General features: G+C 62.2%; 29 protein-coding genes. 14 read left to right on the top strand and 15 right to left on the bottom strand.

The annotated features are described in order from the left end of the window. Positions 1-76: 76 nt before the first annotated feature. Genes GTP55_RS04235 through GTP55_RS04215 form a run of 5 tightly spaced genes read right to left on the bottom strand, consistent with a single transcriptional unit; the run spans position 77 to position 4436 of the window. Positions 77-862, bottom strand: coding sequence for a competence/damage-inducible protein A (locus GTP55_RS04235; RefSeq protein WP_161043720.1), 786 nt, complete (start codon positions 860-862; stop codon positions 77-79). Between the two features lie 28 nt (positions 863-890). After that, positions 891-1769, bottom strand: a complete 879-nt coding sequence (locus GTP55_RS04230; RefSeq protein WP_161043719.1) for an EI24 domain-containing protein — start codon at positions 1767-1769, stop codon at positions 891-893. Next, positions 1769-2731: a sterol desaturase family protein gene (locus tag GTP55_RS04225; RefSeq protein WP_161043718.1), complete on the bottom strand. Its 963-nt coding sequence runs from the start codon at positions 2729-2731 to the stop codon at positions 1769-1771. Before GTP55_RS04225 ends, GTP55_RS04230 begins: the two co-directional genes overlap by 1 nt. After that, positions 2728-3483, bottom strand: a complete 756-nt coding sequence (locus GTP55_RS04220; RefSeq protein WP_161043717.1) for a polysaccharide deacetylase family protein — start codon at positions 3481-3483, stop codon at positions 2728-2730. Before GTP55_RS04220 ends, GTP55_RS04225 begins: the two co-directional genes overlap by 4 nt. After that, positions 3483-4436, bottom strand: a complete 954-nt coding sequence (locus GTP55_RS04215; protein WP_161043716.1) for a YVTN family beta-propeller repeat protein — start codon at positions 4434-4436, stop codon at positions 3483-3485. Before GTP55_RS04215 ends, GTP55_RS04220 begins: the two co-directional genes overlap by 1 nt. Positions 4437-4569: 133 nt before the next feature. Here GTP55_RS04215 and GTP55_RS04210 point away from each other — a divergent pair, with 133 nt between their 5' ends. Then, complete coding sequence (locus GTP55_RS04210; protein WP_161043715.1) at positions 4570-4926, top strand: FKBP-type peptidyl-prolyl cis-trans isomerase; 357 nt, start codon at positions 4570-4572, stop codon at positions 4924-4926. A 113-nt stretch (positions 4927-5039) separates the two neighbouring features. Here the strand turns inward: GTP55_RS04210 and GTP55_RS04205 are convergent, their stop codons facing one another. Beyond that, on the bottom strand, positions 5040-5822 hold the full coding sequence (locus GTP55_RS04205; RefSeq protein WP_161043714.1) for a zf-HC2 domain-containing protein: 783 nt from the start codon (positions 5820-5822) through the stop codon (positions 5040-5042). Positions 5823-6038: 216 nt separating this feature from the next. Here GTP55_RS04205 and GTP55_RS04200 point away from each other — a divergent pair, with 216 nt between their 5' ends. Both GTP55_RS04200 and GTP55_RS04195 read left to right on the top strand, forming a co-directional pair. After that, positions 6039-6326 carry an HU family DNA-binding protein gene (locus GTP55_RS04200; protein WP_110847097.1) on the top strand — a complete coding sequence of 96 codons (288 nt, stop codon included), beginning with the start codon at positions 6039-6041 and terminating at the stop codon, positions 6324-6326. 176 nt (positions 6327-6502) lie between these two features. Then, the gene (locus GTP55_RS04195; RefSeq protein WP_110847098.1) at positions 6503-6754 is read left to right on the top strand and encodes an acyl-CoA-binding protein; all 252 of its coding nucleotides are present in this window, start codon (positions 6503-6505) and stop codon (positions 6752-6754) included. Positions 6755-6875: 121 nt separating this feature from the next. On the opposite strand, the gene GTP55_RS04190 is transcribed toward GTP55_RS04195, so the two are convergent. Next, a complete protein-coding gene (locus GTP55_RS04190) occupies positions 6876-7154 on the bottom strand; it encodes a polyhydroxyalkanoic acid system family protein (protein ID WP_161043713.1) in 279 nt (92 codons plus the stop codon). A 239-nt stretch (positions 7155-7393) separates the two neighbouring features. On the opposite strand from GTP55_RS04190, the gene fdxA reads away from it, so the two are divergent. From fdxA to nth, 7 genes are all read left to right on the top strand, one after another. Next, the gene (fdxA, locus tag GTP55_RS04185; protein WP_161043712.1) at positions 7394-7717 is read left to right on the top strand and encodes a ferredoxin FdxA; all 324 of its coding nucleotides are present in this window, start codon (positions 7394-7396) and stop codon (positions 7715-7717) included. Positions 7718-7766: 49 nt separating this feature from the next. Further along, positions 7767-8834: an NAD(P)/FAD-dependent oxidoreductase gene (locus GTP55_RS04180; protein ID WP_161043711.1), complete on the top strand. Its 1068-nt coding sequence runs from the start codon at positions 7767-7769 to the stop codon at positions 8832-8834. Between the two features lie 222 nt (positions 8835-9056). Then, positions 9057-10292, top strand: coding sequence for a polyhydroxyalkanoate depolymerase (locus GTP55_RS04175; protein WP_161043710.1), 1236 nt, complete (start codon positions 9057-9059; stop codon positions 10290-10292). Positions 10293-10373: 81 nt separating this feature from the next. Further along, positions 10374-10784, top strand: a complete 411-nt coding sequence (locus GTP55_RS04170) for a MarR family winged helix-turn-helix transcriptional regulator (RefSeq protein ID WP_161043709.1) — start codon at positions 10374-10376, stop codon at positions 10782-10784. Beyond that, positions 10777-12540, top strand: a complete 1764-nt coding sequence (locus GTP55_RS04165) for a chloride channel protein (protein ID WP_161043708.1) — start codon at positions 10777-10779, stop codon at positions 12538-12540. Before GTP55_RS04170 ends, GTP55_RS04165 begins: the two co-directional genes overlap by 8 nt. A gap of 28 nt (positions 12541-12568) precedes the next feature. Then, positions 12569-13243, top strand: a complete 675-nt coding sequence (rsxB, locus tag GTP55_RS04160; protein WP_161043707.1) for an electron transport complex subunit RsxB — start codon at positions 12569-12571, stop codon at positions 13241-13243. Beyond that, positions 13240-13887: an endonuclease III gene (nth, locus tag GTP55_RS04155; RefSeq protein WP_161043706.1), complete on the top strand. Its 648-nt coding sequence runs from the start codon at positions 13240-13242 to the stop codon at positions 13885-13887. The genes rsxB and nth overlap by 4 nt, the downstream gene beginning before the upstream one ends. On the opposite strand, the gene proB is transcribed toward nth, so the two are convergent. The 4 genes from proB to rplU all read right to left on the bottom strand — a co-directional run bounded on the left by proB (position 13884) and on the right by rplU (position 16986). Then, positions 13884-15002, bottom strand: coding sequence for a glutamate 5-kinase (proB, locus tag GTP55_RS04150; protein WP_161043705.1), 1119 nt, complete (start codon positions 15000-15002; stop codon positions 13884-13886). The two genes, nth and proB, sit on opposite strands and share 4 nt — an antisense overlap. A 164-nt stretch (positions 15003-15166) precedes the next feature. Next, positions 15167-16276, bottom strand: a complete 1110-nt coding sequence (gene obgE, locus GTP55_RS04145; RefSeq protein ID WP_161043704.1) for a GTPase ObgE — start codon at positions 16274-16276, stop codon at positions 15167-15169. A gap of 98 nt (positions 16277-16374) precedes the next feature. Next, positions 16375-16635, bottom strand: coding sequence for a 50S ribosomal protein L27 (rpmA, locus tag GTP55_RS04140; protein WP_110847107.1), 261 nt, complete (start codon positions 16633-16635; stop codon positions 16375-16377). 39 nt (positions 16636-16674) lie between these two features. Beyond that, the gene (gene rplU / locus GTP55_RS04135) at positions 16675-16986 is read right to left on the bottom strand and encodes a 50S ribosomal protein L21 (RefSeq protein WP_110847108.1); all 312 of its coding nucleotides are present in this window, start codon (positions 16984-16986) and stop codon (positions 16675-16677) included. 249 nt (positions 16987-17235) lie between these two features. Here rplU and ispB point away from each other — a divergent pair, with 249 nt between their 5' ends. Together ispB and GTP55_RS04125 are read left to right on the top strand one after the other, a co-directional pair. Beyond that, positions 17236-18225 (top strand): octaprenyl diphosphate synthase, encoded by a 990-nt coding sequence (gene ispB, locus GTP55_RS04130; RefSeq protein WP_161043703.1) that lies wholly within the window; start codon positions 17236-17238, stop codon positions 18223-18225. Positions 18226-18350: 125 nt separating this feature from the next. Further along, positions 18351-19250: a TIGR03571 family LLM class oxidoreductase gene (locus GTP55_RS04125; RefSeq protein ID WP_161043702.1), complete on the top strand. Its 900-nt coding sequence runs from the start codon at positions 18351-18353 to the stop codon at positions 19248-19250. Here the strand turns inward: GTP55_RS04125 and arsC are convergent. From arsC to GTP55_RS04110, 3 genes are all read right to left on the bottom strand, one after another. Next, a complete protein-coding gene (arsC, locus tag GTP55_RS04120) occupies positions 19247-19594 on the bottom strand; it encodes an arsenate reductase (glutaredoxin) (protein WP_161043701.1) in 348 nt (115 codons plus the stop codon). The genes GTP55_RS04125 and arsC overlap by 4 nt on opposite strands. A gap of 41 nt (positions 19595-19635) precedes the next feature. Beyond that, a complete protein-coding gene (locus GTP55_RS04115) occupies positions 19636-21954 on the bottom strand; it encodes a TonB-dependent receptor (protein ID WP_161043700.1) in 2319 nt (772 codons plus the stop codon). Between the two features lie 94 nt (positions 21955-22048). Further along, positions 22049-22963, bottom strand: a complete 915-nt coding sequence (locus GTP55_RS04110; protein ID WP_161043699.1) for a LysR family transcriptional regulator — start codon at positions 22961-22963, stop codon at positions 22049-22051. Positions 22964-23063: 100 nt separating this feature from the next. Between GTP55_RS04110 and GTP55_RS04105 the strand changes: the two genes are divergently transcribed. Both GTP55_RS04105 and GTP55_RS04100 read left to right on the top strand, forming a co-directional pair. Further along, a complete protein-coding gene (locus GTP55_RS04105; protein ID WP_161043698.1) occupies positions 23064-24152 on the top strand; it encodes a tartrate dehydrogenase in 1089 nt (362 codons plus the stop codon). An 80-nt stretch (positions 24153-24232) separates the two neighbouring features. Then, complete coding sequence (locus tag GTP55_RS04100) at positions 24233-25582, top strand: dicarboxylate/amino acid:cation symporter (RefSeq protein ID WP_161043697.1); 1350 nt, start codon at positions 24233-24235, stop codon at positions 25580-25582. Positions 25583-25608: 26 nt separating this feature from the next. Here GTP55_RS04100 and GTP55_RS04095 read toward each other — a convergent pair whose 3' ends face one another. Further along, entirely contained in the window at positions 25609-26997 is a 1389-nt protein-coding gene (locus GTP55_RS04095; RefSeq protein ID WP_161043696.1) for a cytochrome c, read from the bottom strand. Positions 26998-27000: the final 3 nt, after the last annotated feature.

Below are 27000 nucleotides of genomic sequence, written 5' to 3'. Positions count from 1 at the left end.
GTTTGTTTTTCGCAAAAAAACAACGGCGCTCTCTCCGAAGAAGGAACGCCGTGTCATTCGACTGTCACAAAGCGGACTAAGTCGGTTTGAACTCTACCTGAAGCTTGCGCAATTCGTCGCACAGTTGGATGAAGGCGGTGGCCGTCTGCACCGGCTCGCCTTTGACGCCCAGCTCGATGTGACGGCGCGTGTTGGCGTCGCCCACGCTCGGCAGGCTGAACACTTTCACGCGCGCGAACTGCTGCTCGATCGCCACCATCAGCGGCGTCAGCGCCGACTCCGCCGCTTCGTACACCAGCACCGATTGTTCCAGGTGCGGTTCGCGGTTGAACAGGTCGGCGTAGTGGTTGTCCAGCACCCATTCCAGCATCGGCCACGCCATCACCGGGAAGCCCGGCACGAAGTAATGCTTGCGCAGCGCGAAGCCGGCGATGTTGTTGTACGGGTTGGGGATCAGCGCCGCGCCTTCGGCAAACTCGGCCATTTTGAGCCGGTGCAGGTTCTCGTCGGAATTGAGGTCGGCGGTCTGGCCGGCTTCCTGCGCCATTTGCAGGATGCGTTGCTGAATGTTGAGCTTGCCTTGCTCGTGCAGCACCAGCGGCAGGCCCAGCGCGTCGGCAGCGGCCTGGCGCGTGTGGTCGTCCGGCGTGGCGCCAATGCCGCCGCAGCAGAACACGATGTCGTCGGTGGCAAAAGTGCGTTGCAGCGTGGCCGTAATGCGGGCCGGATCGTCCGGCAGAATCTCGGCCCAGGTCAGCTGCAGGCCGCGCGCCGCCAGCATCTGCACGACTTTGGGGAAATGCTGGTCGACGCGCCTGCCCGACAGGATTTCGTCGCCAATGATGATGAGTCCGATTGCCATCTGAGTATCCTTAAGTTAAGTCGCATCGTCATTCCGGCGGAAGCCGGAATCCATGCTGAGTATGGATTCCGGCTTCCGCCGGAATGACGGCTTGCGCGTCTGCGGGAGCGACGTCGGCGGCTCGCAACCGCGCCAGCGCATCCAGGCAATAGTACGCGAACCACAAGCCGGTAAAGATAAAAATCAGCACATACAGCCAGATCGAGATGGCCGCGAGGAACGGGAACATCACCACCGCCATCACCCCGCCCAGCCAGATCGCGCCCGGCAATGCGCCGGCCGCGCCCGATACCACGCCAATCACCAGCAGGCGCCAGCGGTGTTCGCGCAGGATGTGCTGGCGTTCCTCGGTGCTGGCGTAATCGGCCAGCGTGTCATACACCATCACGCGGCAGGTCAGCCAGCCCCACAGCAGCGCCTGCACCAGCACCGCCAGCGGCGGGAAGGCGTACAGCGGCAAGGTCAGTATCCACAGGCCGATGAAGATCGCCATGCCGCCCAGCGCCACGCCGATGCTGCCGACAATCGAACCGCCCTTGCGCTGCTCCAGCTGCGGATAATGGCGCAGGCCGACATGGCGGCCGATCAGCGGCATCGCCACCACGCCGATGAAGATCAGCGCGGTCAGTATCATCAACGGCAGCAGCGCCAGCATGGCGATCAGCGGCACCACCACCGACGTCAGCGTGCCCAGCCCGAGGCTGCGCAGCCAGCTGGTGCTGGTGGCGAACAGATTATGGTCGGAAAATTGCGCATGCAGGTAATCGACCAGCGGCTGCAGGTAGAAATACAGCGCCACCGCCCAGACGCCCAGCGCCAGCAGGAAGGGAACGATGCTCATCATCAGCATCTTGCCGTGCCATTGGGACAGGAAAGCGCGGCCCCATGCGCGGAAAACGTTACTCATCAGACGATATCCTTGCGTGCGTATTCGATCATGCGGCGCAGGCCCAGCGCCTGTTGCGCCCAGAAGCCGCGGCCGTAGTCGCGGCCTTGCAGCTGGTCGCGGATGCCGGTGGCGACAAACTGCGGCGTGAAATTGGCGGTGCGGAAAATGATGTCCCACACCGGCAGCAGCACGGCGAAATTGCAGCCGCCCAGCTTGCCATCTTCGTTTTCGTGGCCGGCGCCGATCGCGTGGTGCATGCGATGATAGCGCGGCGACACCAGCAGCCGCTCGCCCAGCCAGCCGAAATGGATGCGGACGTTGGCGTGTTGCAGGCTCTGCACAATGCGCGACACCGACACCAGCATCACATACTGCGCCGGCTCGACGCCGATGGCCAGCGCGATCACGCCCATATAGACATCGCGCAGCAGGTCGTCGAGCAGATGGTTGCGGTCGTCGCTCCACAGGTTCATGTTCTGCTGGCTGTGGTGCAGGCCGTGCAGGCCCCACCACCAGTTGAAATGGTGCGAGGCGCGGTGATACCAGTAATCGAAGAAATCCAGCACCACGAAATACACGGCGAACGCGGCCAGCGGACTGATGCCCGGCCACAGCGATTCCAGGTTGAACGGATGGAAGCCGTCAAAGCGCAGCCAGCCGGCCAGGCCGTCCATCAGCGGATCGAGCGTAAAGAAGATCAGCACCGGGAACACGCCGATCCGGTGCAGCACGGTGTACAGGAAATCATTCCAGCGCGCGCGCGGATCGGTGATCTGCTGCGCCGGAATCAAGGACTCCAGCGGCCGCAGCACCAGGAACAGCAGCGCCACTTCCAGCAGGCCGATCAGCAGCCACTCGGTGCCCTCGAACGCGTCCTCGACGAATTCGCCGAAGCCGAGCGCGAATACCAGCGGCTGGATCGTGGTTTCAAACAACCAGCCCTGCGCCACGCCCAGCCAGTCAGAGATTGCTTCTATCATTTTTTGTAATCCGGATGCTCGCGCAGCGTGGCAAAGCACATGCCCTTCTGCTCAAGCCCGCTAATCAGAGGTTCAAGATTGGCCGGCGCCCACGCATCCTTGCGCGACCAGATGCCCATATGGATCAGCACGATATCGCCGCCGCGCAGGTCGCGCAACGACTTCTGCAAAAGTACCGCATTCGGATACTTTTCGCTCGACAGTTCATCGCCCGAGAAGCCGGCCGGCGACCAGCCCGCATGCGCATAGCCGCAGGTCTTGCCGATGTCCAGCAGGCGCGGCGAAGTGCGGCCGGCCGGCGCGCGCCACAGCGGATCGAGGCGCGCGCCGGTCAATTCCGTAAAGCGCTGGTCGACGCGCTTGAGCTGCTCGCAATACTGCTGCGGCGTCCAGGTAACCAGCTTGCCGGCCTGCGGACCGAAGCCGGGCTTGACCACCACTGTACCGTCGGCGCCATCGCGCGCGAACACCGCGTGGTCCCAGGTATGCGTGCCAACCGCATGGCCTTCCGCCACCCGCGCCTTCCAATAAGAAGACCATGAAGGATCGAGCGAATAATCGCCGCGCACGGTTTTCTCGTTGGCCAGGAAGAAGGTGGCCTTGATCTGGTGGCGCTTCAGCGTATCGGCAATCAGTTCGGCCTGCGACTGGCTGCCGGTGTCGAAGGTCAGATAGATCGTGCCCTTGCACACCGGCGCCGCCTGCAACGGCGCCGCCAGCGTCAGCATGATCAAGGACGCGGCGCGCATCATCAGCGTTGTGCGGAGTTAAAGAAGAACACGCCGTGTGGCGAGCGGCCGACCGGAATCGTCTTGATCACCTTGCGGCTTGGCAGGTCGATCACCGCCACTTTTTTAATCCAGCGCAGCGTCACCCACATGGTCTTGCCGTCATCGGTCACCTCCATGCAGTCCGGGCCGCCGGGCACGTTGATCTGGCCGACGTTTTCCAATGTCTTCTGATCAATGATGTTGATCGAATTGGAAACACGGTTGGAGACGTAGGTATAACGGCCATCGCCGGCCGAGCGGAAGTTGTGTGCGCCCATGCCGGTCTTGATGCGCTTGACGGTTTTCTGCGCTTTCCAGTCGATCACTTCCACGTAGTCGCTGCCCATGATGCCGACCAGCAGATAGTTATCGTCCGGCGTCATGGCGATACCGGCGGGCAGTTTGCCGACCGGCAGCGTCCACTTGACGGTCTGCGTGCTCAGGTCGATGGCGCTGACCTGGTCGCTGCCCTGCTGGGTGATGAACACCATATTGCTGGCGGCGTTGAACGCCATGTGGCTCGGCAGCTTGGCCAGCGGCAGGCGCTTGGCCAGCGTCATGTTGGCGCCGTCGTACTTATACAGGTCGACGCGGTCCAGCCGCAGCGAGTTCGACACGAACCATTTCTGGTCCGGCGAAAAGCCGATCTGGTACGGATCGAGAATGTCCTTGATGGTGCGCTGGGGCTGGCCGGTTTTCGGATCGAGGAAAATCAGCTCGTTGCCGACCGAGCTGGCGACGATCAGCGATTTATTGTCCGGCGTCGCCATCAGGTGGTGCGGCTCCTTGCCGACCGGGATGGTGTTCAAATCCTTGTAGGTCGCCTGGTCCAGCAACTGCACGGTGGCGTCGCGGGAATTAAGGACGACGACGACATTGGCCTGGGCGGCGCCGAAGGCCATCAGGATGCTAAAGAAAACGAAACTGCGGAGCATGGAGAAAATCGCCGATAGAAACAAAGTCTTATTTTACGTGCAAACCAGACACAGACGAGACGAAAGCCGACAAATCTTCACGCGAACTGTGGCCCTGCTACAATTCTGGCCTGTTTCTAATGAAAGGAAGATCATGTCCACTATTACTACCGACTCCGGCCTGCAATACATCGAACTGACCGTCGGCGAAGGCGAAGAAGCCAAAGCCGGCAACAACGTCACCGTGCATTACACCGGCTGGCTGCAAAACGACGACGGCAGCAAGGGTTCGAAATTCGATTCGAGCAAAGACCGCAACGATCCATTCGAATTCGCCCTGGGCGCCGGCATGGTCATCCGCGGTTGGGACGAAGGCGTGCAAGGCATGAAGATTGGCGGCGCTCGCCAGCTGATCATTCCAGCCGAACTGGGCTACGGCTCGCGCGGCGCCGGCGGCGTCATCCCGCCAAACGCCACGCTGATTTTTGACGTGGAACTGCTGGGCGTTTAACAGCACCACCGCACCGTCATTCCCGCACAAGCGGGAATCCATGGAACGCATCCTCAGCATGGATTCCGGCCTGCGCCGGAAGTCATTTCGCCCAGTGGGCGGAATGACGACAGCTAGCGCTGCCAGTTGCGGCGCAGCGCTTCCAGCTCTGCTCGCGTGTCGAGCATGCCGCCGACGATGCGCTGGTCGATCGCTTCCAGCAGCGCCGTCGGCATCTCCGTCCCCGCCATGCGGTAGCCGCCGGTCGACGGCATCGGCCGCGCATTCTGCACCAGCACCGGTATCCGCCACTCCTCGCTGGCGCGACAAGCAATCCCCACCAGATCCTGCGTTATCCCCACCAGCGTAAAGCTGCGGCAGTACGTCCCCTCGTTCGACAGGAAACTCAGGCCCACGCGCACCTCGCCTTCGGCCTGCGCCGCCGCGCCGCCCAGTTGCTGGCTCAAGACCGCCGCCAGCTTCCCCTGCGCCACCAGCCAGCCATTGCGGCTGACCACTTCGGTAGGCACCGGCGCCGGCTCGCCGCTGAACCAGTTGGGCTGCCACCTGGCCAGACCAAACTTGCCGGCCGCCAGACCCAGCACCATCACCAGTCCCAGCGCGCTCCATTCCGGCCAGCTCCAGCGCCGCCGCGTGGCCTTGCGCACCGCCTGCTGCGCGGCCAGACGCTGCGCCCGCACCGCCGCCAGCTGCACCACATTGGCGCCCTGGCGCGCGCGTCCTCCGGACGAATTGCGCTGATCGGCGTAGACCCCTTCGTCACGCGCCGCGCGCAGCCGCGCCACCCGGCGCACCAGGCTGCTGTCATGGCGCATGGCGAGCTCGACCTGCTGGCGGGTCTCCTCGTCCAGTTCGCCATCGGCATACGCCATCAGTGTCTCGTCTGAAAAGCTCATCTTCGCTGTCCTTTATGCATTCAATCATAAACCTTTTTTGTCTCGAATGCGGTTTTGCAGAAAGCGCAGAAACCCTTTAAATACAAGGCCTTGTTCGCGCTGCGGCGCAGCGAGGCAGCCACTGCAAGGCTTGCTTCATCAAGAGTTCGTACAGAAACCATTACTTTTAACAATATTTATGCTAATCTGCGCGCTCCAATAACCAAGGAGGTAGTAATGAAAAAAGGCGAACTGATTGCAGAATTTGCGAAACGCACCGAGCTGTCCGCTGCTGCCGCCAACGGCGCAGTGAACACCCTGATCGCCATCATCACCGAGCGTCTGAAAAAAGGCGATACGGTAGGCATCACCGGCTTCGGCACCTTCTCCGTAGCCAAACGCGCTGCACGCAAAGGCCGCAATCCCGCAACCGGCGAAGCGATCAAGATCGCAGCGTCGAAAACCCCGAAATTCTCGGCTGGCGCCACGCTGAAATCGGCTGTCAACCCGACGAAGAAGAAGTAATTCTTCCGGAGTTTTACGCGTGCCCGCAAGGGCACCGGAAACGGCGGTTCATGCGGGAGCATTCCCGGCATGGCCGCCGTTCTGTTTTGGAGCGCGCACTCTAGCGGCTTTTGCCGGCGCTGCGGTTATGATGCGGTGATCAACTATTTGATCAACCACACAACAAGGAGCGCGGTATGAGTTTGCAAGAACAGTTTGAACAGGCCCAGGCGGACTCGAAGAACCTGCCGGAACGTCCCGACAACCTGACGCTGCTGAAGATCTATGCCCTGTTCAAGCAGGCGTCCAGCGGCGATGCGACCGGCGAGCGTCCGGGCATGACCGACTTCGTCGGCCGCGCCAAGTTCGACGCGTGGGCCGAGCTCAAAGGCAAGACCCAGGACGAAGCCAAACAGCTGTACATCGACCTGATCGAAGACCTGAAGTAAAAAACCTGACGGGCATGCCGTCAGTTAGCGATAGCTTCGTCATTCCGGCGAAAGCCGGAATCCATACACCGCATGCGTTCTATGGGTTCCGGCTTTCGCCGGAACGACGGATTTTTATTTTCTAAGCAACAAACAGCTTCTTCATCTTTTCCGCCACCTTGGCCTCGATCTGCGACGCCATCATGCTGATCGGGAAGCCCAGCTCGATCGACAACTGCGCCTGGTTCGGCAGCAACGTCAGCGCGCCATTCACGCCGCTGCGCTCGAACCGCAGCACATCGCCCTCCCAGCGGCACGTCAATTCAAATTGTTCGGCCAGCTTGTCGGCCACTTGTTGGGCGGCCGCGCGGGCCTGCTCGGGCGCCAGGTGGTGTTCCTGGACGATGTTGATATCCGCCATGTGGCTTCTCGCTCAATAAACAAAGCCGCCATGATGCCAGTTGCGCCCCCGCCGCGCCAGTCTCCAAACGGCCAGGCAACGTGCCACGCTTTCGCCGAATGAATTTGCTTATATGTATTGTATATAAGCCCAATTTGTGAGAAATAGCGAATTACCTTAAAATACAGTGCTTTGCCAAGGTTAGCCGGCACTGCCCCGCCCGCCGAAGCCGCCAGCACACCAACATTGATAGGACTGTTATGACCCACGTTGTCACCGAATCTTGCATCGCCTGCCGTTATACGGACTGCGTCGATGTTTGCCCGGTAGATTGTTTCCGCCAAGGCCCGAACTTCCTCGCCATTGACCCGGACGAGTGCATCGACTGCGCTGTCTGCGTGGCCGAATGCCCGGTCAACGCCATCTACGCCGAAGAAGATGTGCCAAGCGACCAGCAACAATTCATCAAGATCAACGTCGATCTGGCACGCAAATGGCCGTCGATCACCAAGACTATTCCTGCGCTGCCGGATGCGGAACAGTTCAAGGACGTCAAAGAAAAACTGCAGCTGCTGGCGCGCTAACACGCGGCCGGCATCGACGCTGCACTATTGAAATCACAGGAAAACACGTATGAATAGCACCGTTACACCACCTGGCGTCATCGAAGCCGATGCCGTCATCATTGGCGCCGGCCCGGTCGGCCTGTTCCAGGTCTTTGAGCTGGGCTTGCTGGAAATCAAGGCCCACGTCATCGATTCGCTGGGCGCCGTGGGCGGGCAGTGCGTGGAACTGTATCCTGACAAGCCGATCTACGACATCCCGGCCGTGCCATCGTGCACCGGCCAGGAACTGACCGACAACCTGCTCAAGCAGATCGAACCGTTCGAGCCGACCTTCCATCTGGGCCAGGAAGTGACCAAGGTCGAGCGCCGCGACGACGGCCGCTTTGACGTGGAAACCACGGCCGGCACCCGGTTCATCGCCAAAACCATCTTCATCGCTGCCGGCGTCGGCTCGTTCCAGGCGCGCACGCTGAAAGTGGACGGCATCGACGTGTTCGAAGGCAGCCAGCTGCACTACAAGGTCAAGGACCCGGCGCAGTTCGAAGGCAAGAACCTGGTCATCTGCGGCGGCGGCGACTCCGCGCTGGACTGGGCCCTGAACTTCGTCGGCAAGGCCGAATCGGTGGTGCTGCTGCACCGTCGCGACGACTTCCGCGCCGCGCCAGCCTCGGTCGCCAAGATGAAAGCCCTGTGCGACGACTACGAAATGCAGCTGCTGATCGGCACCGCCACCGGCTTCGAAACCTCGGCCGACGGCAAGCTGGAGCACCTGAAAGTGACCGCCGCCGACGGCGTGACCCGCCGCGTGCCGCTGGACATGCTGCTGGTGTTCTATGGCCTGTCGCCAAAACTGGGCCCGATCGCCGAATGGGGCCTGGACATCGAGCGCCGCCAGCTGAAAGTGCAAAACACCGAGAAGTTCGAAACCAACGTGCCGGGCATCTTCGCCGTGGGTGACATCAACACCTACCCGGGCAAGAAAAAGCTGATCCTGTCGGGCTTCCACGAAGCGGCGCTGGCCGCTTTCGGCGCCGCGCCGTACATCTTCCCGGACAAGAAGATCCACATGCAGTACACCACCACCTCGCCGAAACTGCACAAGGTGCTGGGCGTGGAAACCCCAGTGTTCGATTAAGAACAAAGCACGGGCAAATGTCCTACAAGAAAGCAGCGGAAACGCTGCTTTTTTTATGCCCGCAGCAGTACTATTCTTTCTTACAAGATTGTCTGTGGATAGTACGTAGTCTTGCTCTGTAGCACATGGAAGTGCTTTTACGCCAAAAACACAGCGCCTATAATTTGGCTTATGATGTCATATTGGTGCACCGCACCAAACTTATAAGAATCGAGATGTGTCATGCTCTACCAACTCCATGAAATGCAGCGTTCGTTCCTCACGCCCCTGATGCAGTGGGCGGACGCCTCGGCCAAATTGTTCACCAATCCGGTGTCGCCCCTGGCGCACACCCCGTTCGCGCAGCGCATCGCCGCCGGCTACGAACTGATGTACCGATTGGGCAAGGACTACGAAAAACCGGCATTCGAGATCGACACCACCGAGATCAACGGCGAAAAGGTCGGCATCATCGAACACGTGGCCGTCAACAAAGCGTTCTGCCGCCTGATCCACTTCAAAAAAGACCTGGACGACAAGAAGTTCAAGGCGCTGAAACAGCCGACCGTGCTGCTGGTCGCACCGCTGTCCGGCCACCACTCGACGCTGCTGCGCGACACCGTGCGCGGCCTGCTGGTCAGCCATGACGTCTTCATCACCGACTGGACCGATGCGCGCATGGTGCCGGTATCCGAAGGCGCCTTCCACCTGGACGACTACATCTACTACGTGCAGGACTTCATCCGCCAGCTGGGCCCGGACGTGCATGTGATTTCCGTCTGCCAGCCGACCGTGCCGGTGCTGGCCGCGATTTCGCTGATGGCGTCGGAAAACGATCCGAAGCTGCCGAAGACCATGACCATGATGGGCGGCCCGATCGACCCGCGCAAATCACCGACCGCCGTCAACAACCTGGCCACCGAGAAGAAGTACTCGTGGTTTGAAAACACCGTGATCTATCCGGTGCCGCCGAACTATCCCGGCTTTGGCCGCAAGGTTTATCCAGGCTTCCTGCAGCATGCTGGCTTCATCGCCATGAATCCAGGCCGTCACGCCGAGAGCCATCGCGATTTCTACGAACACCTGGTCAAGGGCGACGAGGAAACCGCCGAATCGCACCGCAAGTTCTATGACGAGTACAACGCCGTACTGGACATGCCGGCCGAATACTATCTGGACACCATCAAGACCGTGTTCCAGGAGTTTTCGCTGCCGAAGGGCGACTGGCTGGTGGGCGGCAAACTGGTCAAGCCGGCCGACATCAAGACGGTAGCGCTGTTCACCGTCGAAGGCGAACTGGACGATATCTCCGGCGCTGGCCAGACCCAGGCTGCGCACGACCTGTGCAGCAACATCCCGGCCGACATGCAGCAAGACATGGTGGTGCAAGGCGCCGGTCATTACGGCATCTTCTCCGGCCGCCGCTGGCGCGAGATGGTGTGCCCGCAAATCACCGCGTTCATCAAGAAACACGCCTAAGCCGCTACGCTTGGATAAAAACGCTTCGCTTCCGAGGCGTTTTTTTTCGACCAAATACATCACGTCATGATATATTTCGGCATGACCTCTTCCAAACTCAGCAAATCGGACTTCCACGCCCTGTCCGAATTCCGCTACCAGATGCGCCGCTTCGAACGCTTTTCCGAAGACGTGGTGCAGGCCCAGGGCATCACGCCGTTGCAGTACCTGCTGCTGCTGCACATCAAAGGCTATCCCGAGCGCGACTGGGCCACGGTCGGCGAGCTGGCCGAACGCCTGCAAGCCAAGCACCACGGCGTGGTCGCCCTGATCAGCCGCTGCGAGGCCATGGGCTTGGTGGAGCGCCGCCATAGCGCCATCGACCGCCGCCGGGTCGAAATCCACCTGCTGAAACAAGGCGAAACCATCCTGGCCCAACTGGCCGAACAACACCGTGTCGAACTGCTGTCGCTGCAAGGCATCTTCACCATTCCGCAAATCCGCCATGAATAAATACGATAGCCGCCGCGACTTCGACGGCCAGGCCCGCCTGCTGCTGATCACCAGCATCGCCGCCGTGGTCGGCGCCTTCAGCACCGTCACCGCCGACCTGCTGCTGCACGCCATCCGCTTCTTCACCAACCTGTTCTTCTTCCAGAAATTCTCCACCGTGTTCACCTCGCCCGCCACGCACACGCTGGGCGCGTGGGTGATCGCCGTGCCGGTCGCCGGCGGCCTAATCGTCGGCCTGATCGCCCGCTACGGCGCCGAAGCGGTGCGCGGCCACGGCATCCCGGAAGCCATCGAAGCCATCCTGTTCAAGAAATCCACCATGTCGCCCAAGGTCGCGCTGCTCAAGCCACTGGCCTCCGGCATCGCCATCGGCAGCGGCGGCCCGTTCGGCGCCGAAGGCCCGATCATCATGACCGGCGGCGCGGTCGGCTCGCTGATCGCCCAGCACTTCCACCTGAGCGCGGCCGAACGCAAGGCGCTGCTGGTGGCCGGCGCCACCGCCGGCATGACCGCCGTGTTTGGCACGCCGATTGCGGCGGTGCTGCTGGCGGTCGAACTGCTGCTGTTCGAACTGCGTCCGCGCAGCCTGGCGCCGGTGGCGATTGCCTGCGCCGTGGCCGGCTTCCTGCGGCCGCTGCTGATCGAAAGCGGCCCGCTGTTCCCGCTGCATACCGAGGCGCTGCCGCCGTCGGCGCTGCTGTCCTGCCTGATCGCCGGCGTGCTGTGCGGCATGCTGGCGTGGCTGCTGTCGACCTCCCTGTACCGGGTTGAAGACGCCTTCCACAAACTGCCGGTGCACTGGATGTGGTGGCCGGCGATCGGCGGCCTGGCGGTCGGCATCGGCGGCTACTTCCAGCCGCGCGCGCTGGGCGTCGGCTACGACGTCATTGCCGACCTGCTGAACAACCACATGGCGGCAGCGGCGATTGTCAGCCTGCTGGTGGTCAAGGCCGTGATCTGGCTGCTGGCGCTCGGCTCCGGCACCTCGGGCGGCGTGCTGGCGCCGCTACTGATGATCGGCGCCGGCCTCGGCGCCGTGCTCGGCCCCTACCTGCCGGGCGGCGAACCAGCCGTGTGGCCACTGGTGTTCATGGCCGCCACGCTGGGCGGCATGATGCGCGCGCCGGTGATGGCGGTGGTGTTCGCGTTCGAGCTGACGCACGACGCCAACGCCCTGCTGCCGGTGCTGGCCACCGCCACAGTGGCTTACGCCTTCACCGTGGCCACCATGAACCGCTCGATCCTGACCGAGAAGATCGCGCGCCGCGGCCACCACATCTACCGCGAATACGGCATCGACCCGATGGAGCGCCACAGCGTGGCCGAGGTGATGACCAGCACCGTCGACAGCATCGACGCCGAGGCGCTGATCGCCGACGTAGTGCACACTCACTTCCACGCCCATCCGCGTCATCGCGCCTATCCGGTGGTGCGCGACGGCGCGCTGGTCGGCATGCTGGACCGCGCAGGGCTGGACAGCAAACCGGGCGCGCTGCGCGTTGGCGACCTGTTCGGCGTCAACGTGCCGATCGTCGCCATGGCCGACGAAACCTGCCGCGCGCTGGCCTCGCGCCTGGCCGTGCATGGCGTCGGCCGGCTGCCGGTGGTGGCCGACATGCAGACGCGCCGCCTGATCGGCATCGTCAGCACCAGCGACTTGATGAAGCCCGCGCTCGGCCTGCACGGCGAAGAGCTGGAGCGGCAAACCGTGCGCCGCGTGCGGTTTTTCGGTAAGCCGGGCGCAGATATCGGATAATGTCGTTTTTGCCCGATGTTAGTCCGCCGTGTCCACCGAACCCACCCTCGCCGACCGTATTGAAGATGTCCTGCCGCAGACGCAATGCACCAAGTGCGGCTATGACGGCTGCCGTCCGTATGCGGAAGCGATAGCGGCCGGCGCGGCCGACATCAACCAGTGCCCGCCCGGCGGCGCCGAAGGCATCGCCCGGCTGTCGTCGGTCACCGGCCGCAAGGTCATCCCGTTGAATCCGGTGAATGGCCTGGAGCGGCCGCGCGCCGTGGCCTACATCGACGAAGCGCTGTGCATCGGCTGCACCTTGTGCATCCAGGCCTGCCCGGTCGACGCCATCATCGGCGCCGCGAAATTGATGCACACCGTGGTGCCGTCGCTGTGCACCGGCTGCGACCTGTGCGTGTCACCGTGTCCGGTCGATTGCATCGTCATGTACCCGGTCACCGAGACCACCGGCTGGCACGCGTGGACGCAAGCCGACGCCGACGCCGCGCGCGAACGGCACGACTTCCGCAGCTTCCGCCTCAAGCGCGACAAGGAAGAAAACGACGCCCGCCTGGCCGAGAAGGCCGCCGCCAAACTGGATAAGGTCAACACCATCGAACCTGCCGATGCCGCATCGGCCGCCGCGCTGGAACGCAAGCGCGCCATTATCGCCGCCGCCATGGAGCGCACGCGCCTCAAAAAAGAACAAGAGAAAGAATGAATCCAGCCAAACGCTACGAAATGTTTGTGCGCTTCCGCGCCGCCAATCCGCATCCTGTTACCGAACTTGCATACACCACCCCGTTTGAACTGCTGATCGCCGTGCTGCTGTCGGCGCAGGCGACCGACGTCGGCGTCAACAAGGCCACGCGGCTGCTGTACCCGGTGGCCAACACGCCGCAGGCGATCCTCGATTTGGGCGAGGAAGAGCTGACCACCTATATCCGCACCATCGGCCTGTATAAAACCAAGGCCAAGAACGTCATCGCCACCTGCAAGATCCTGGTGGAGAAGCATGGCGGCGTGGTGCCGCAGGATCGCGAGTCGCTGGAAGAACTGCCGGGCGTCGGCCGCAAGACCGCCAACGTGGTGCTGAATACCGCATTCGGCCAGCCGACGATGGCGGTGGACACCCACATCTTCCGCGTCTCCAACCGCACCGGCCTGGCGCCGGGCAAGAACGTCGACATCGTCGAACAGAAGCTGTTGAAATTCGTGCCGAAGGAATTTTTGCAGGACGCCCACCACTGGCTGATCCTGCACGGCCGCTACACCTGCAAAGCCCGCAAACCCGAATGCTGGAACTGCATCCAGATCGACTTGTGCGATTACCGCAGCAAGACGCCAGCGCCAGCGGGCGCTTAAACCAGCACCAGGTTATCGCGGTGGATCAGCTCCTGGCCCTCGACGAAGCCGAGGATGGATTCGATTTCGCTGGACGGCTTGCGCATGATGCGGCGGGTTTCGGCACTGGTGTAGTTTGACAGGCCGCGCGCCACCGGCACCCCGTCCGCCGACACGCAGGTAATGACGGCGCCGCGTCCAAACTCGCCCTTCACTTCCACCACGCCGATCGGCAGCAGCGACTTGCCTTCGCCGGTCAGCTTCTGCACCGCGCCGGCATCCAGCACCACCTGGCCTGCGGTGTGCAAATGATCCGCCATCCACTGCTTGCGCGCCGTCAGATGGCCGGTCTGCGCCGCCAGCTCGGTGCCGATGGTCTCGCCACCGGCCAGCCGCGCCAGCACCTCGTTCTCGCGGCCGTAGGCGATCACCGTATGCGCGCCCGACTTGGCGGCGCGCTTAGCCGCCAGGATCTTGGTCAGCATGCCGCCGCGACCCAGGCTGCTGCCGGCGCCACCGGCCATCGCCTCCAGCGCCGCATCGCCCGCGCGACCGTGCTGGATCAGCACCGCCGACGGATCCTTGCGCGGATCGGCGCTGAACAAACCTTGCTGGTCGGTGAGAATAATCAGCGCATCGGCTTCGATCAGATTGGCGACCAAGGCGCCCAGCGTATCGTTATCGCCGAACTTGATTTCGTCGGTGACCACCGTATCGTTCTCGTTGATGATCGGGACTACACCCAGGCGCAGCAAGGTAGTCAGCGTCGAACGCGCATTCAGGTAGCGCTCACGATCCGCCAGGTCGGCATGCGTCAACAGCACTTGCGCGGTGCCCAGTTGGTGCGCGCGGAAGCTGGTTTCGTAAATCTGCGCGAGGCCCATCTGGCCGACGGCGGCGCAGGCTTGCAGTTCGTGGATATCGGTCGGGCGCTGTTCAAAGCCCAGGCGCAGCATGCCCTCGGCAATCGCACCGGACGACACCAGCACTACCTCTTTGCCCAGCGCGCGCAGGCCGGCGATCTGCGAAGCCCAGCGCGCAATGGCGGCGTGATCGAGCCCGCGTCCATCATTGGTGACCAACGACGATCCAACCTTGATGATGATACGGGTAGCTTTTTGTATGACGGAATTCATGGCGGCGACAATCTCAAAACAAGCGTAGGAAAATCTGCTGTGATTTGGCGGGCTGGTTGCCCTGCTTTGCCGCTAACAGTCGCCGGCCCTGCGGTGAGCAGGACGGGCGCCGAGATGGAAAGACATAATCAGCTGATAGCTGATTATGCCGGTGATGCAGACGATTAGTCGAGGATTTTAAAACGCGGATCGTCTGGATCAATCGACGAAATGCCGCGTGCTTCCTCGGTCATCTGCGTTTCTTCCGCGCGCTGCTCGGTGTGACGGGTTTGCTCCAGGTGCTTCTGGATCGCGTTGACCAGTTCCTGCGTGCCGTCGCGGCTCAGCGCGGAGATCTCGAACACCGGGCCCTTGAAGCCGAACTTCTTGATGAAGTCCTTGACCTTCTTGACGCGCTCCGCTTCCGGCACCATGTCCAGCTTGTTCAGCACCAGCCAGCGTGGCTTGTCGACCAGATCTTCGTCGTACTTTTTCAGTTCATTGACCAGCGCCTTGGCTTCCTTGACCGGATCGACCGTCGCCTCGAACGGCGCCAGGTCGACGATGTGCAGCAGCAGGCCGGTGCGCGACAGGTGGCGCAGGAACTGGTGACCCAGGCCCGCACCTTCGGCGGCGCCTTCGATCAGGCCGGGAATGTCGGCGATCACAAAGCTCTTCTCGTGCGACACGCGGACCACGCCCAGATTCGGGTGCAAGGTGGTGAACGGGTAATCGGCGATCTTCGGACGCGCGTTCGACACGGCGGTGATGAAGGTCGACTTGCCGGCGTTCGGCATCCCCAGCAGACCGACGTCCGCGAGCACCTTCAGTTCCAGGCGCAGCGTGCGGATTTCGCCTTCCTTGCCCGGCGTCTTCTGACGCGGTGCGCGGTTGGTCGAGGTCTTGAAGTGGATGTTGCCCCAGCCGCCCTCGCCGCCTTTGGCCAGCAGCTCCTGCTGACCGTGCTCGCTCAGGTCGGCCAGAATCTCGCCGGAGACGTCATCGATGATCAGGGTGCCCAGCGGCATGCGCAGGAACATGTCGTCGGCGCCGCGGCCGTAACAATCGGCGCCACGGCCCGGTTCGCCGTTGCCGGCGCGGTGCACTTTGGAGAAGCGGAAATCGACCAAGGTGTTGATGTTACGGTCCGCTATGGCCCAGATCGAGCCACCCTTGCCGCCGTCGCCGCCGTCAGGGCCGCCGAACGGGCGGAATTTTTCACGGCAAAACGACGAGCAGCCATTGCCGCCGTCACCACCGATTACTTCAATTTTTGCTTCGTCGATAAACTTCATGATGTACCGCCATAAAACTAAAAGGCTCTACCTATGGGCAGAGCCTTTCGATTGAAGGCTTGCGCCTTACAAACGGCCGATGAAGGCCGGAGCGTAATTTACGCTGCTGCTACTACGGTGACGAACTGTTTCGAGCCTTCACCTTTTTTAACGAACTTGACCACGCCGTTCACCAGAGCGAACAGGGTGTGGTCTTTGCCGGTGCCTACACCTTCGCCGGCGCGCACTGGGGTGCCGCGTTGACGAATGATGATGCCGCCTGCATTGATCGTTTGACCGCCGTAAACCTTAACGCCCAGGCGTTTTGATTCCGAGTCACGACCATTTCGCGTTGTGCCGCCGCCTTTTTTGTGTGCCATGCTAAAGCTCCTTGGATACTAAAAAAAGTGTCGATACGCTTACGCGTTGATCGAAACGATTTGGATTTCGGTGTAGTTCTGACGGTGACCCTGATGCTTTTGGTAGTGCTTACGACGACGCATCTTGAAGATCGTCACTTTTTCGTGACGGCCGTGGGAAACAACAGTAACCAGAACCTTCGCACCTTCAACCAGGGGAGCACCAAATTTGATGCTGTCGCCCGCGCCAACGGCGAGGACTTGGTCAATGGTGATTTCGGAACCAATGTCTGCCGGTATCTGTTCTACTTTAAGTTTTTCGCCAGCGACAACTTTGTATTGTTTGCCACCGGTTTTTATGACCGCGTACATGATTTGAAACCTCTCAAATGTTTATAAAAATCCCCGGATAAACCGAAGAACCGCAGATTATACACAGGAACCAAATTTGCGTCAAAAACTATTCACAAATGGCGGAGGGCGTGGTATGTCACACAATTTTTCCCGTGTCGCGCTTAACATTACAGCAATGTAATTGCGCCGAACGGCGGGCTGACGCCCCTGTAGCCGGGGCCATGACGTATAATCTCGCCACCATTAGTCTAACTGCACAGGTTCGCCTTGTCTGCCGCTACCCAAAACGCCACCCAAAACACCATCACCCACACCATTGCCGCCGATATGGACGCGGTCAACGCGGTGATCCGTCAACGCCTGCACTCCGAGGTGCCGCTCGTCAATCAAATTGCCGAGTACATCATCAGTGCCGGCGGTAAACGCATCCGTCCGGTGCTGGTACTGCTGGTGGCCAACGCCTGGTCCTATAAAGGAACGGCGCACCATGAACTGGCGGCGGTGGTGGAGTTCATCCACACCGCCACCCTGCTGCACGACGACGTGGTCGACGAATCGTCGCTGCGCCGTGGCCGCGCCACCGCCAACGCCCTGTTCGGCAATGCCGCCTCGGTGCTGGTGGGCGACTTCCTGTACTCGCGTTCGTTCCAGATGATGGTCGGTCTGAACAATATGCGCGTGATGCAGATCCTGTCGGACGCCACCAACATCATCGCCGAAGGCGAAGTGCTGCAGCTGCTCAACATGCACGATCCGGACGTCACGCAAGAACGCTACCTGCAAGTGATCCGCTCCAAGACCGCCAAGCTGTTTGAAGCGGCGGCCGAGCTGGGCGCGCTGGTGGCCGGCGCCAACGACACGCAGATCGCCGCAGCGGGCGAGTACGGCCGCTCGCTGGGCACCGCGTTCCAGCTGATTGACGACGTGCTGGACTACGCCGGCGACGCCAGCGAAATCGGCAAGAACGTCGGCGACGACCTGCGCGAAGGCAAACCGACGCTGCCGCTGATCTACCTGATGGAAAACGGCACGCCGGAACAGCGCGAGCTGGTGCGTTCGTGCATCGAGAATGGCGACGAGCAGCACTTCGACACCATCCTGGCCGCCATCACCACCAGCGGCGCGCTGGACTACACGCGCGAACAAGCGGTGATCGCCGCCCAGCGCGCGTCCGAAGCCATCGCCGACCTGCCCGACAGCCTCTACAAAGAATCGCTGCTGCAACTGGCCCACTTCTCGGTCAACCGCAACCACTAAAAAACGACGGCGCCTCAGGCGCCATTTTTCATTGCGGCCGGCGCAAGGATCATTTGTGCCGGCACGGATTTTTCTTTGCGCTCGACCGGCCTAGACTGGGACCTTCGATTTCGCAAGGACTCATCATGCTGGATAAACTGACGCAAGACGGCTTTTCGGTCGGCCTGGAACTGCCGCTGGATAACGACTGGTCGCCGGCCGGCGACCGCGCCCGCCGCGAGAGCGGCCGCCTGCCGGGCGAACCGAATATGCAGCACCACGCCGAACTGGCCGTGCTGGCCGACCAACTGGGCTTCCGCGCACTGTGGGTGCGCGACGTGCCGCTGTACGATCCATCCTTCGGCGATGCGGCGCAGGTGTTCGAGACCTTCAGCTATCTCGGCTACCTGGCCGGCGTCACCAGGAACATCCTGCTCGGCACTGCCGCCGTGGTGTTGCCGCTGCGCGAACCGGTACTGACCATGAAGTCCGCCGCCACCGTGCAGCAGCTGAGCAACGGCCGCCTGCTGCTGGGCGCCGCCAGCGGCGACCGCCCGGTGGAGTATCCGATCTTCGACAAGGATTTTGAAGGCCGTGGCGCCGAGTTCCGCAAGCAGGTCGCGCTGCTGCGCGCCGGCCACGATCCCGCCTGGCCGCCCGGCGTCCAGCTGCTGCCACGCGTGACGCAGCCGATTCCGCTGCTGGTAGCCGGCCTGGCGCAGCAAACGCCGCAATGGGTGGGCGCCAATATGGACGGCTGGCTGGCCTATCCCGGCGCGCCGGAAGACCACATCCGCCGCGTGGCGCTATGGCGCGAAGTCGCTGGCGACAAGCCCTACATCAGCTTCATCCACCTCGACCTGCTGGACGACCCCGATGCGCCGCTGCGTCGGCACCGCTTCGGCGCGTCGGTGGGCCGCAATGGCCTGATCGCCGAACTGCAGGCGATGAAAGACGCCGGCGTCAATCACATCGGCCTGCACCTGCGCCGCAACCAGCGCCCGCTGCCGGAGACGATGAAGGAAATCGCCGCCTGCGTGCTTTAAAGGATTTCCTGCACCAGCTCCGACGGACGACACAGGCGCACGCCTTTGGGCGTCACCACGAACGGGCGTTCGATCAGCACCGGATGCGCCATCATCCCATCCAGCAGCGCGTCGTCCGACAGCGCGGCATCGGCCAGTCCCAGTTCCGCATACAGGTCGCCCTTGTTGCGCATGGCCTGGCGCACGTTGATGCCGGCCTTGGCGATCAGCTCCTGCAGCTGCGCGCGCGTTGGCGGCTGTTTGACGTATTCGATAATCTGTGGCTCCACGCCGGTGGCGCGAATCGCTTCCAGCGTTTTGCGCGAGGTGCCGCAGACCGGGTTGTGATAGATGGTGACGCTCATGATGCTGCCCTTGTGCTCAATAACAAAGGCAGCATTATGGCTTAAAATTTGGTGGCCAGACTGACGCCGATCGCGCGTGGCGTCAGACGATAACCCTGCACGATCGACGCCACCTGCGGGTGCTGGATGATGGTGTCGGTATCGAACGCGTTCTTCACAAACACGGTGAAGGCGTACGAACCAAACGTCATGCCGGCGCTGAAGTCCGTGGTGTGATACGCCGGCCGTTCATAGTCGGTCTGCTCCGGATCGAGCGAGCCGCGGCTGGAACCGACCCACTGCATGCCCGCCATCACAAACGACGGCCGCTCCCACGCTGAGAAGTTATACGTCGCATTCACCGCTGCGTTATATTTCGGCACGCCCTGGATGCGCGCGCCGGCAATTGCGCCGACCACGCCGTTCTGGCTGCCCACGTCATTCGACAATTCCGCTTTCACATAGCCGCCTGACGCGCTCAAGGTCAGCCCAGGCAGCGGCTTGGCCTTGATGTCGAACTCAAAGCCCTTGGTGGTGGCGTCGCCCGCGTTGGCGTTGTAGGTGTAGGCGCAGGTCGGCAGGTACACGCCCTGCTGGATGTTCTTCCACTTCACGTAGAACACGTCCGCATTCAGCGTCACGCGGTTGTTGAGGAAGCGCGACTTGCTGCCCACTTCATAGCTCCACAAGCTGTCGGGCGAATACGCCGGCGGTCCCGCCGTGATGCCGTTCGCTTCCAGGTCAGGTCCGCAAGTGGTGGTCGGCACGTAGATGTTGGCGCCGCCCAGGCGGAAGCCCTTGGCCACGCTGGTGTAGACCGTGTTGGTGGGATTGACTTCCCACGTCAGCGCATACTTCGGCGTGAACGCTTTGGAATCCGTCTCGGCCCCGCTGTTGTTGCCGGCGCCGGCCAGATAATTGCCGTTGCGCTGCTCCAGCGTGGTATTCGCCTTCAGGTAGCGCGCGCCGACGGTGGCGTGCACGGTCGGCGTGAAGTAGTAATTCAACTCGCCGAAGATCGACGCCTGCTTCTCGCGATAATGGAACGCGCCGGCAAACGAGTTATCGTTGGGGAACTGGCCGGGACGCGCATCCGGCAGCAGGTCCGGATCGGCGATATCAAAGCCATACTGCTTGAAGACGTCGGTCACGCCGAAGATCGGATCGTTCTCGATAATATTGGTGTGCTGGCGCGAGAAGTAGGTGCCGGCCAGCCAGGTCCACGGTGACACCTTCTCATCGTAAGCGCGCGACGCCAGCCGGAATTCCTGCGAGACCTGCCGCACCTGGTTATTCAGGTACACGGCCGACGGCAGGCCGGCGATCGCGTCGATCAGTTCCGGCGGCGCCTTGCCGCCATCGGCCGTCGAGGTCAGGAAGGTCGACAGCGAATAGCTGTTGTAGGCCGAACCATTCTGCGTACGGTCGAATTTGCGCTCGAAGTAGCTGGTGGCCGAGGTCAGGTCAAACGCGCCCAGATCCCAGTTGACGGTGACGCTGGGCGCCAGCAGCTTGTCGATCGACGGTTCGCGCACCTGCTTCTGCGCCTGGTACAGCGGCAAATCCAGGTTGAAGGCGGCGATGTCCTTGGCGTCGATGCGCTGGTAGTAGACCGACGGCGTAATCGTCAGGCTGCGCGTCGGCTTCCATTTGAGTGAGGCACGGAATTCCTGGTCGTTGATCTTGTTGATGTCATTGGCCAGCACCTTGCCGTCGCCGTCCACCTGGTTGATAAAGCCACCCGTGTGCTGGGCCTGCACGCCGATGCGCAGCGCCAGTTCATCGGGAATCAGCGGGAAGTTGGCCACCACATTGGCGGCGTAGTTGGCGCTGCCGCCCTTGGTGTTGGAGCCTTCGGTGTAGGTGGTGAACTCGCGCTCTTTCAGATCCGGCTCGTTCGGCACGAACTTGATGGTGCCGCCCATGGAGCTGGCGCCGTACAAGGTGGCCTGCGGTCCGCGCAGCACTTCCACGCGGTCGATGTCAAAGAAGCGCGGCTCGATATTCCCCATGGTGTAGACGTTACCAACGGTGACCGGCGTGTCGCCCAGGTAGATGCCCACCGTGGCCGCGCCGGCGGTCGAGCTGATGCCGCGGATCTCGACGTTGGAGGTGCCCGGTCCCGCGCCGCCATTGCCGCTGGCGGCGGTGAAGGAGATATTCGGCACCACGCGCGTCAGGTCGGTGATGTCGCGCACGTGCTCGGCCTGCAGCTGGGCGCCGGTGACGGCGCTGATACTCATCGCCACCTTGGCCGGATCTTCCTTGCGCTTTTGCGCGGTCACTTTGACGACTTCGATTTCGTCCGACTGTTGTGCCCAAACCGGGGCACTGACAGCCGCCAGCACGGCGGATGCGATGAGTTTGCGTCGAATATCCATGTCCGATCTTCTCCTTGGCGCCCCAAATTAGGGCATATGCTTATATTTACCACATTGGTATTTTTACAAAGCAAAAAACTTGCCAAGATGTCGGTTATTTGAAACGTTTAAAACTTTCCGATAAAAAGTCGACGAAGGTACGGATCCGCGCCGAAAGCTGGTGCCGCTGCGGATACACCGCATAGATGTCCGCATCCGGCGTCTTAAAGTTGGGCAGCACCTGCACCAGCCGCCCGCTTTGCAGATAGCGCTCGATATCCCACTCGGCCCGCATCAGGATGCCGTGACCGTCCAGCGCCCAGTTGACGGCGATCTCGCCATCGTTGGTGGTCAGATTGCCGCGCACCCGCACCGCATCGGCCGTGCGCCCCGCTTCGCGTCCGGCGAACAGCCGCCACACGCCATACGCCTCGTCGCCCTGGCGGATGCAGATGCAGTTATGCCGCGCCAGTTCCGCCGGCGATTTCGGCTCGCCATGCTGTTCCAGATATTTGGGCGAGGCGCACAGCAAGCGCCGGTTGGCCGCCAGCCGCCTGGCAGTCACGCGTGTATCGGCCGGCGCGCCGAAGCGGATGCAGACGTCGAACTGGTCGTCCGTCAGCGGCGGCGGATCGACCGACAGCTGCAACTGCACATCCACCTGCGGATACTTCAACACATACTGGGAAATCGCCGGCGCGATATGCAGCCGCCCGAAGCCCAGCGTCGCATTGACCCGCAACTGCCCTTTCGGCACGCCTTTGGAACTGGTCAGCAGTTGATCCAGGTCGGCGATCTCGCCGAGGATGCGGCGCGCATGCTCCAGCAGCACCTCGCCCTCGGGTGTAAGGCTCATGCGGCGTGTGGTGCGGTTCACCAGCGGCACGCCGACGCGCGATTCGATAAACGCCAGCCGCTTGCTGACCGCCGACGTGGTGATGCCCAACTCGCGCGCCGCCCCGCTCAAGCTGCCCGCATTCGACAGCGCGACGATAAAACTCAACTCTGCGGGCTGAAATCCTGCGCTCATCGATTATGGAGTCCAGGGTTGATAATGGATTGAGTTTAGCCAGCTTAACGCGCGCCGTCCATTCCTTAAAGTAGCCCCATTCACTTTTAAGGAGACCGCAATGAAGACCTACCACATCGCAACCATTCCAGGCGACGGCATCGGCAAGGAAGTCGTCCCCGCAGGACAGCAGGTACTGGCCGCACTGGCGGCCGCCAGCAACAGCTTCCAGTTCACGTTTGAAGATTTCGACTGGGGCGGCGACTACTACCGCAAGCACGGCGAGATGATGCCGAAGAGCGGCCTCGATGCGCTGCGCAACAAGGACGCCATCCTGTTCGGTTCCGCCGGCGACCCGGACATCCCGGACCACATCACGCTGTGGGGCCTGCGCCTGAAAATCTGCCAGGGCTTCGACCAATACGCCAATGTCCGCCCGACCCGCATCCTGCCCGGCATTGACGGCCCGCTCAAGCGCTGCAAGCCGGAAGACCTGAACTGGGTCATCGTGCGCGAAAACTCGGAAGGCGAATATTCCGGCGTCGGCGGCCGCGTGCACCAGGGTCACCCGATCGAAGCGGCGACGGACGTCAGCATGATGACCCGCGTCGGCGTCGAACGCATCCTGCGCTACGCCTTCAAGCTGGCGCAATCGCGTCCACGCAAGCTGCTGACGGTGATCACCAAATCCAACGCCCAGCGCCATGCCATGGTGATGTGGGACGAGATCGCGCTGGAAGTCTCGCGCGATTTCCCGGACGTGAAGTGGGACAAGGAACTGGTGGACGCCGCCACCGCGCGCATGGTCAACAAGCCGGCCACGCTGGACACCATCGTCGCCACCAATCTGCACGCCGATATCCTGAGCGACCTGGCGGCGGCGCTGGCGGGCAGCCTGGGCATCGCCCCTACCGGCAATATCGATCCGGAGCGCCGCTACCCGTCGATGTTCGAGCCGATTCACGGCTCCGCCTTCGACATCATGGGCAAGGGCCTGGCCAACCCGGTCGGCACCTTCTGGTCGGTGGTGATGCTGCTGGAGCACCTGGGCGAGCACGAAGCCGCGCAGCGCGTGATGCAGGCCATCGAAGCCGTCACCGCTACGCCGTCGCTGCATACCGGTGACCTGGGCGGCAAAGCCACTACGGTGGAAGTCACCAACGCCGTCTGCGCCCACCTGGCCGCCGACAAGGAGCGCAAAGCCGCCTGATACGCTTGATCAAACGCCCGCCTCCACCAGCCATCAAGAGCCGGGGAGGCACGCAGGGGGAAACACATAAAGGAGACATCATGTATAAGCGATTTTTCGGCAAGCTATACGTGCAGGTGCTGATCGGCGTGATCGCCGGCGGCCTGCTCGGCCATTTCTATCCCGCGCTCGGCACCGACTTCAAGCCGCTGGGCGATGCATTCATCAAGTTGATCAAGATGGTGTTCGCGCCGGTGATCTTTGCCATGGTGGTGCTGGGCATCGCCAAGATGGAAAGCATGAAGGAACTGGGACGCGTCGGCACGCGCGCGCTGATCTACTTTGAAGTGATGTCCACCTTTGCGCTGGGGCTTGGCCTGATCGTGGTGAACATCTTCCGGCCCGGCGCCGGCATGAACGTCAATCCGGCTACGCTGGATACGCACAGCATCGCCAGCTACACCGCCGCCGCCACGCACACGGACGGCTTTGTCGACTTCCTGCTGCATATGATTCCCACCAGCGTAGTCGATGCGCTGGCCAAGAACGACATCCTGCAAATCCTGGTGTTTGCCACCTTGTTCGGCATCGCCCTGTCGCACATGGGGCGCCGCGCCAAGCCGGTGGTGGACTTCCTGGAAGCGTTCAGCAACAGCATGTTCGTCGTGGTGGGCATGATCATGCGCGTAGCGCCGCTGGCGGCGTTTGGCGCGATCGCTTTCACGGTCGGCAAATACGGCGCCGGTTCGATGCTGTCGCTGGGGCAGCTGATGGGCTGCATGTACCTGACTTGTGTGGCGTTCGTGTTTGGCGTGCTGGGGGTAGTGGCAAGGGTGTCGGGCTTCAGCCTGTGGAAGTTCCTTCGCTATATCAAGGACGAGATCTTTACGGTGCTGGGCACCTCGTCGTCGGAATCGGTGGTGCCGCAGATGATGCGCAAGCTCGAACATCTGGGCGTATCCAAGCCGGTGGTTGGCCTGGTGATTCCGGCCGGCGTGACGTTTAATCCGGATGGGCAGTGCATCTACTACACCATGGCCGCGATCTTTATCGCGCAGGCCACCAATACGCCGCTGACCATGACGGATCAGTTCATCGTGCTGGGTGTGCTGATGGTGACGTCCAAAGGGTCGGCCGGCGTGACCGGTTCCGGCTTCATTACGCTGGCGGCAACGCTGGCTTCGATGGGCAAGATTCCGGTGGCGGGCATGGTGCTGCTGCTGGGCGTGGACCGTTTCATGTCCGAGGCGCGGGCGATTACCAACACCATCGGCAACGCTGTCGCCACCATGGCGATCGCCAAGTGGGTCGGCGCGGTGGACGAGCAACGCATGCACCGCGTGCTGAATGGCGAATCGACCGAAGAGGACATGCGCTCGCTGTACGAGGTGGATGATGGTCCGGAACGTCCGGCCGCCGAAATCGCCGTCATCCACAAGGCGTCAGCATAAGCGCTGACGCCTTGGGTGAAGACTCGCTACTTGATATCGCGCTTGTCGATCGGGCCAGCTTCCACGATGGGCCGTGGCAGCGTGCCACTGCGGCCGGCAGCATAGGCGGCAGCGGTCAGCGGCTGAACCGGCGTCGCTGTCTTGCGTACCTTGGCCACTTGCCTGGCCGTGGTGGTGCCGCCCTTGTTGCCCCAGCTGGTCTGGATGAAGTTCACCACCTCGGCAACCTGCTCGTCGTTCAACTCCTTGGCATACGGCGCCATCGTCAACGAGGACGGCGCTGTCTGCGTGGCCGGCACCGCGCCACCGGACAGGATGATGTTGATGGCCGACGTGGCATCGGCAGTCTGCAACACCGCGTTGCCTGCCAATGCGGGGAAGGCTTTGCCGTAGCCCATGCCATCGGAGCGGTGGCAACCGGCGCACTTGTTCAGGTACGTCAGCGCGCCAGCGGTCGCCGGTTTGCCGTTGTACAGCGCCTGCGCCACCGTCGGGTCGCTGACGAACGGCTTGGCGTCGTTCCGCGCCGGCAGCGACTTCAGGTAAGCGGCGATGCTGGTCAAATCCGCCTCGGTCAGATACTGCGTCGAATGCGCCACCACATCGTTCATCGCGCCGAACGACGCGGTGTGGCCATTGCGGCCGGTCTTCAGGAACGCGACGATGTCAGCCTGGCTCCATGCCGCCAGGCCACCGCCATGCTCGTTGCGCAGCGACGGCACCGCCCAGCCATCGATGACCTGTCCGCCCGCCAGATACTGAGTGCTATCCAGGCTGGTTAGGGCTTTTTCCTGCATGCCGATGCCGCGCGCCGTGTGACAGGCGCCACAATGCCCCAGCCCTTCGACCAGATAAGCGCCGCGCAACAGCTGGGCGCTGGCAGTGTTAGCCACGGTGCCGGCCGGCGCCTGATACGGCGCCGGCTTCGGCGCAAACATCCAGCGCCAGATCGTCAGCGGGAAGCGCATCGACAGCGGCCAGGCGATGTCCGACTTGCGGTTCGGCGTCGGGTCAGCCTGCACGCCTTGCATGAAGTAGGCGTACAGGGCTTGCATATCGGCGTCACTCAGGCGCGAGTACGATGGATACGGCATGGCCGGATAAACCGTATAGCCGGCCTTGGTCACGCCAGTGCGCATCAGCTTGTCGAAGTCGGCGAAACTCCAGTCGCCGATGCCGGCCTTTTTATCAGGCGTGATGTTGGACGAATAGACTTTGCCGATCGGTGTCGCCATGCCCAGACCGCCGGCAAACGGCTTGCCGCCGGTCACGCTGTGGCAGGCAAAGCAATCCCCGGCGCGCGCCAGGTATTCGCCCTGCTTTATCAACTGCTGATCGGCGGCCCAGCTGCTTGCGCCAGCCAGCGCCAGCACCACGGCCGCGATGCCCTTGCTTATGGAAATATGTTTAGTCATGGA

Origin of the sequence: Duganella margarita (assembly GCF_009857535.1) — a bacterium.
In the GTDB taxonomy this organism is placed as follows: domain Bacteria; phylum Pseudomonadota; class Gammaproteobacteria; order Burkholderiales; family Burkholderiaceae_D; genus Rugamonas; species Rugamonas margarita.
This window is presented reverse-complemented; position numbering and strand designations above follow the sequence as displayed.

Bases quoted from the DNA above. Each gene is read 5' to 3' on its own strand.
- GTP55_RS04210 (WP_161043715.1), top strand. From the start codon at position 4,570: ATGTCCACTATTACTACCGACTCCGGCCTGCAATACATCGAACTGACC.
- GTP55_RS04220 (WP_161043717.1), bottom strand. From the start codon at position 3,483: ATGATGCGCGCCGCGTCCTTGATCATGCTGACGCTGGCGGCGCCGTTG.
- rplU (WP_110847108.1), bottom strand. From the start codon at position 16,986: ATGTACGCGGTCATAAAAACCGGTGGCAAACAATACAAAGTTGTCGCT.
- GTP55_RS04225 (WP_161043718.1), bottom strand. From the start codon at position 2,731: ATGATAGAAGCAATCTCTGACTGGCTGGGCGTGGCGCAGGGCTGGTTG.
- obgE (WP_161043704.1), bottom strand. From the start codon at position 16,276: ATGAAGTTTATCGACGAAGCAAAAATTGAAGTAATCGGTGGTGACGGC.
- proB (WP_161043705.1), bottom strand. From the start codon at position 15,002: ATGAATTCCGTCATACAAAAAGCTACCCGTATCATCATCAAGGTTGGA.
- GTP55_RS04115 (WP_161043700.1), bottom strand. From the start codon at position 21,954: ATGGATATTCGACGCAAACTCATCGCATCCGCCGTGCTGGCGGCTGTC.
- GTP55_RS04230 (WP_161043719.1), bottom strand. From the start codon at position 1,769: ATGAGTAACGTTTTCCGCGCATGGGGCCGCGCTTTCCTGTCCCAATGG.
- GTP55_RS04215 (WP_161043716.1), bottom strand. From the start codon at position 4,436: ATGCTCCGCAGTTTCGTTTTCTTTAGCATCCTGATGGCCTTCGGCGCC.
- nth (WP_161043706.1), top strand. From the start codon at position 13,240: ATGAATCCAGCCAAACGCTACGAAATGTTTGTGCGCTTCCGCGCCGCC.
- GTP55_RS04095 (WP_161043696.1), bottom strand. From the start codon at position 26,997: ATGACTAAACATATTTCCATAAGCAAGGGCATCGCGGCCGTGGTGCTG.
- rpmA (WP_110847107.1), bottom strand. From the start codon at position 16,635: ATGGCACACAAAAAAGGCGGCGGCACAACGCGAAATGGTCGTGACTCG.
- arsC (WP_161043701.1), bottom strand. From the start codon at position 19,594: ATGAGCGTCACCATCTATCACAACCCGGTCTGCGGCACCTCGCGCAAA.
- GTP55_RS04180 (WP_161043711.1), top strand. From the start codon at position 7,767: ATGAATAGCACCGTTACACCACCTGGCGTCATCGAAGCCGATGCCGTC.
- fdxA (WP_161043712.1), top strand. From the start codon at position 7,394: ATGACCCACGTTGTCACCGAATCTTGCATCGCCTGCCGTTATACGGAC.
- GTP55_RS04235 (WP_161043720.1), bottom strand. From the start codon at position 862: ATGGCAATCGGACTCATCATCATTGGCGACGAAATCCTGTCGGGCAGG.
- GTP55_RS04170 (WP_161043709.1), top strand. From the start codon at position 10,374: ATGACCTCTTCCAAACTCAGCAAATCGGACTTCCACGCCCTGTCCGAA.
- GTP55_RS04190 (WP_161043713.1), bottom strand. From the start codon at position 7,154: ATGGCGGATATCAACATCGTCCAGGAACACCACCTGGCGCCCGAGCAG.
- GTP55_RS04100 (WP_161043697.1), top strand. From the start codon at position 24,233: ATGTATAAGCGATTTTTCGGCAAGCTATACGTGCAGGTGCTGATCGGC.
- GTP55_RS04175 (WP_161043710.1), top strand. From the start codon at position 9,057: ATGCTCTACCAACTCCATGAAATGCAGCGTTCGTTCCTCACGCCCCTG.
- GTP55_RS04195 (WP_110847098.1), top strand. From the start codon at position 6,503: ATGAGTTTGCAAGAACAGTTTGAACAGGCCCAGGCGGACTCGAAGAAC.
- GTP55_RS04165 (WP_161043708.1), top strand. From the start codon at position 10,777: ATGAATAAATACGATAGCCGCCGCGACTTCGACGGCCAGGCCCGCCTG.
- GTP55_RS04200 (WP_110847097.1), top strand. From the start codon at position 6,039: ATGAAAAAAGGCGAACTGATTGCAGAATTTGCGAAACGCACCGAGCTG.
- GTP55_RS04205 (WP_161043714.1), bottom strand. From the start codon at position 5,822: ATGAGCTTTTCAGACGAGACACTGATGGCGTATGCCGATGGCGAACTG.
- GTP55_RS04125 (WP_161043702.1), top strand. From the start codon at position 18,351: ATGCTGGATAAACTGACGCAAGACGGCTTTTCGGTCGGCCTGGAACTG.
- GTP55_RS04105 (WP_161043698.1), top strand. From the start codon at position 23,064: ATGAAGACCTACCACATCGCAACCATTCCAGGCGACGGCATCGGCAAG.
- GTP55_RS04110 (WP_161043699.1), bottom strand. From the start codon at position 22,963: ATGAGCGCAGGATTTCAGCCCGCAGAGTTGAGTTTTATCGTCGCGCTG.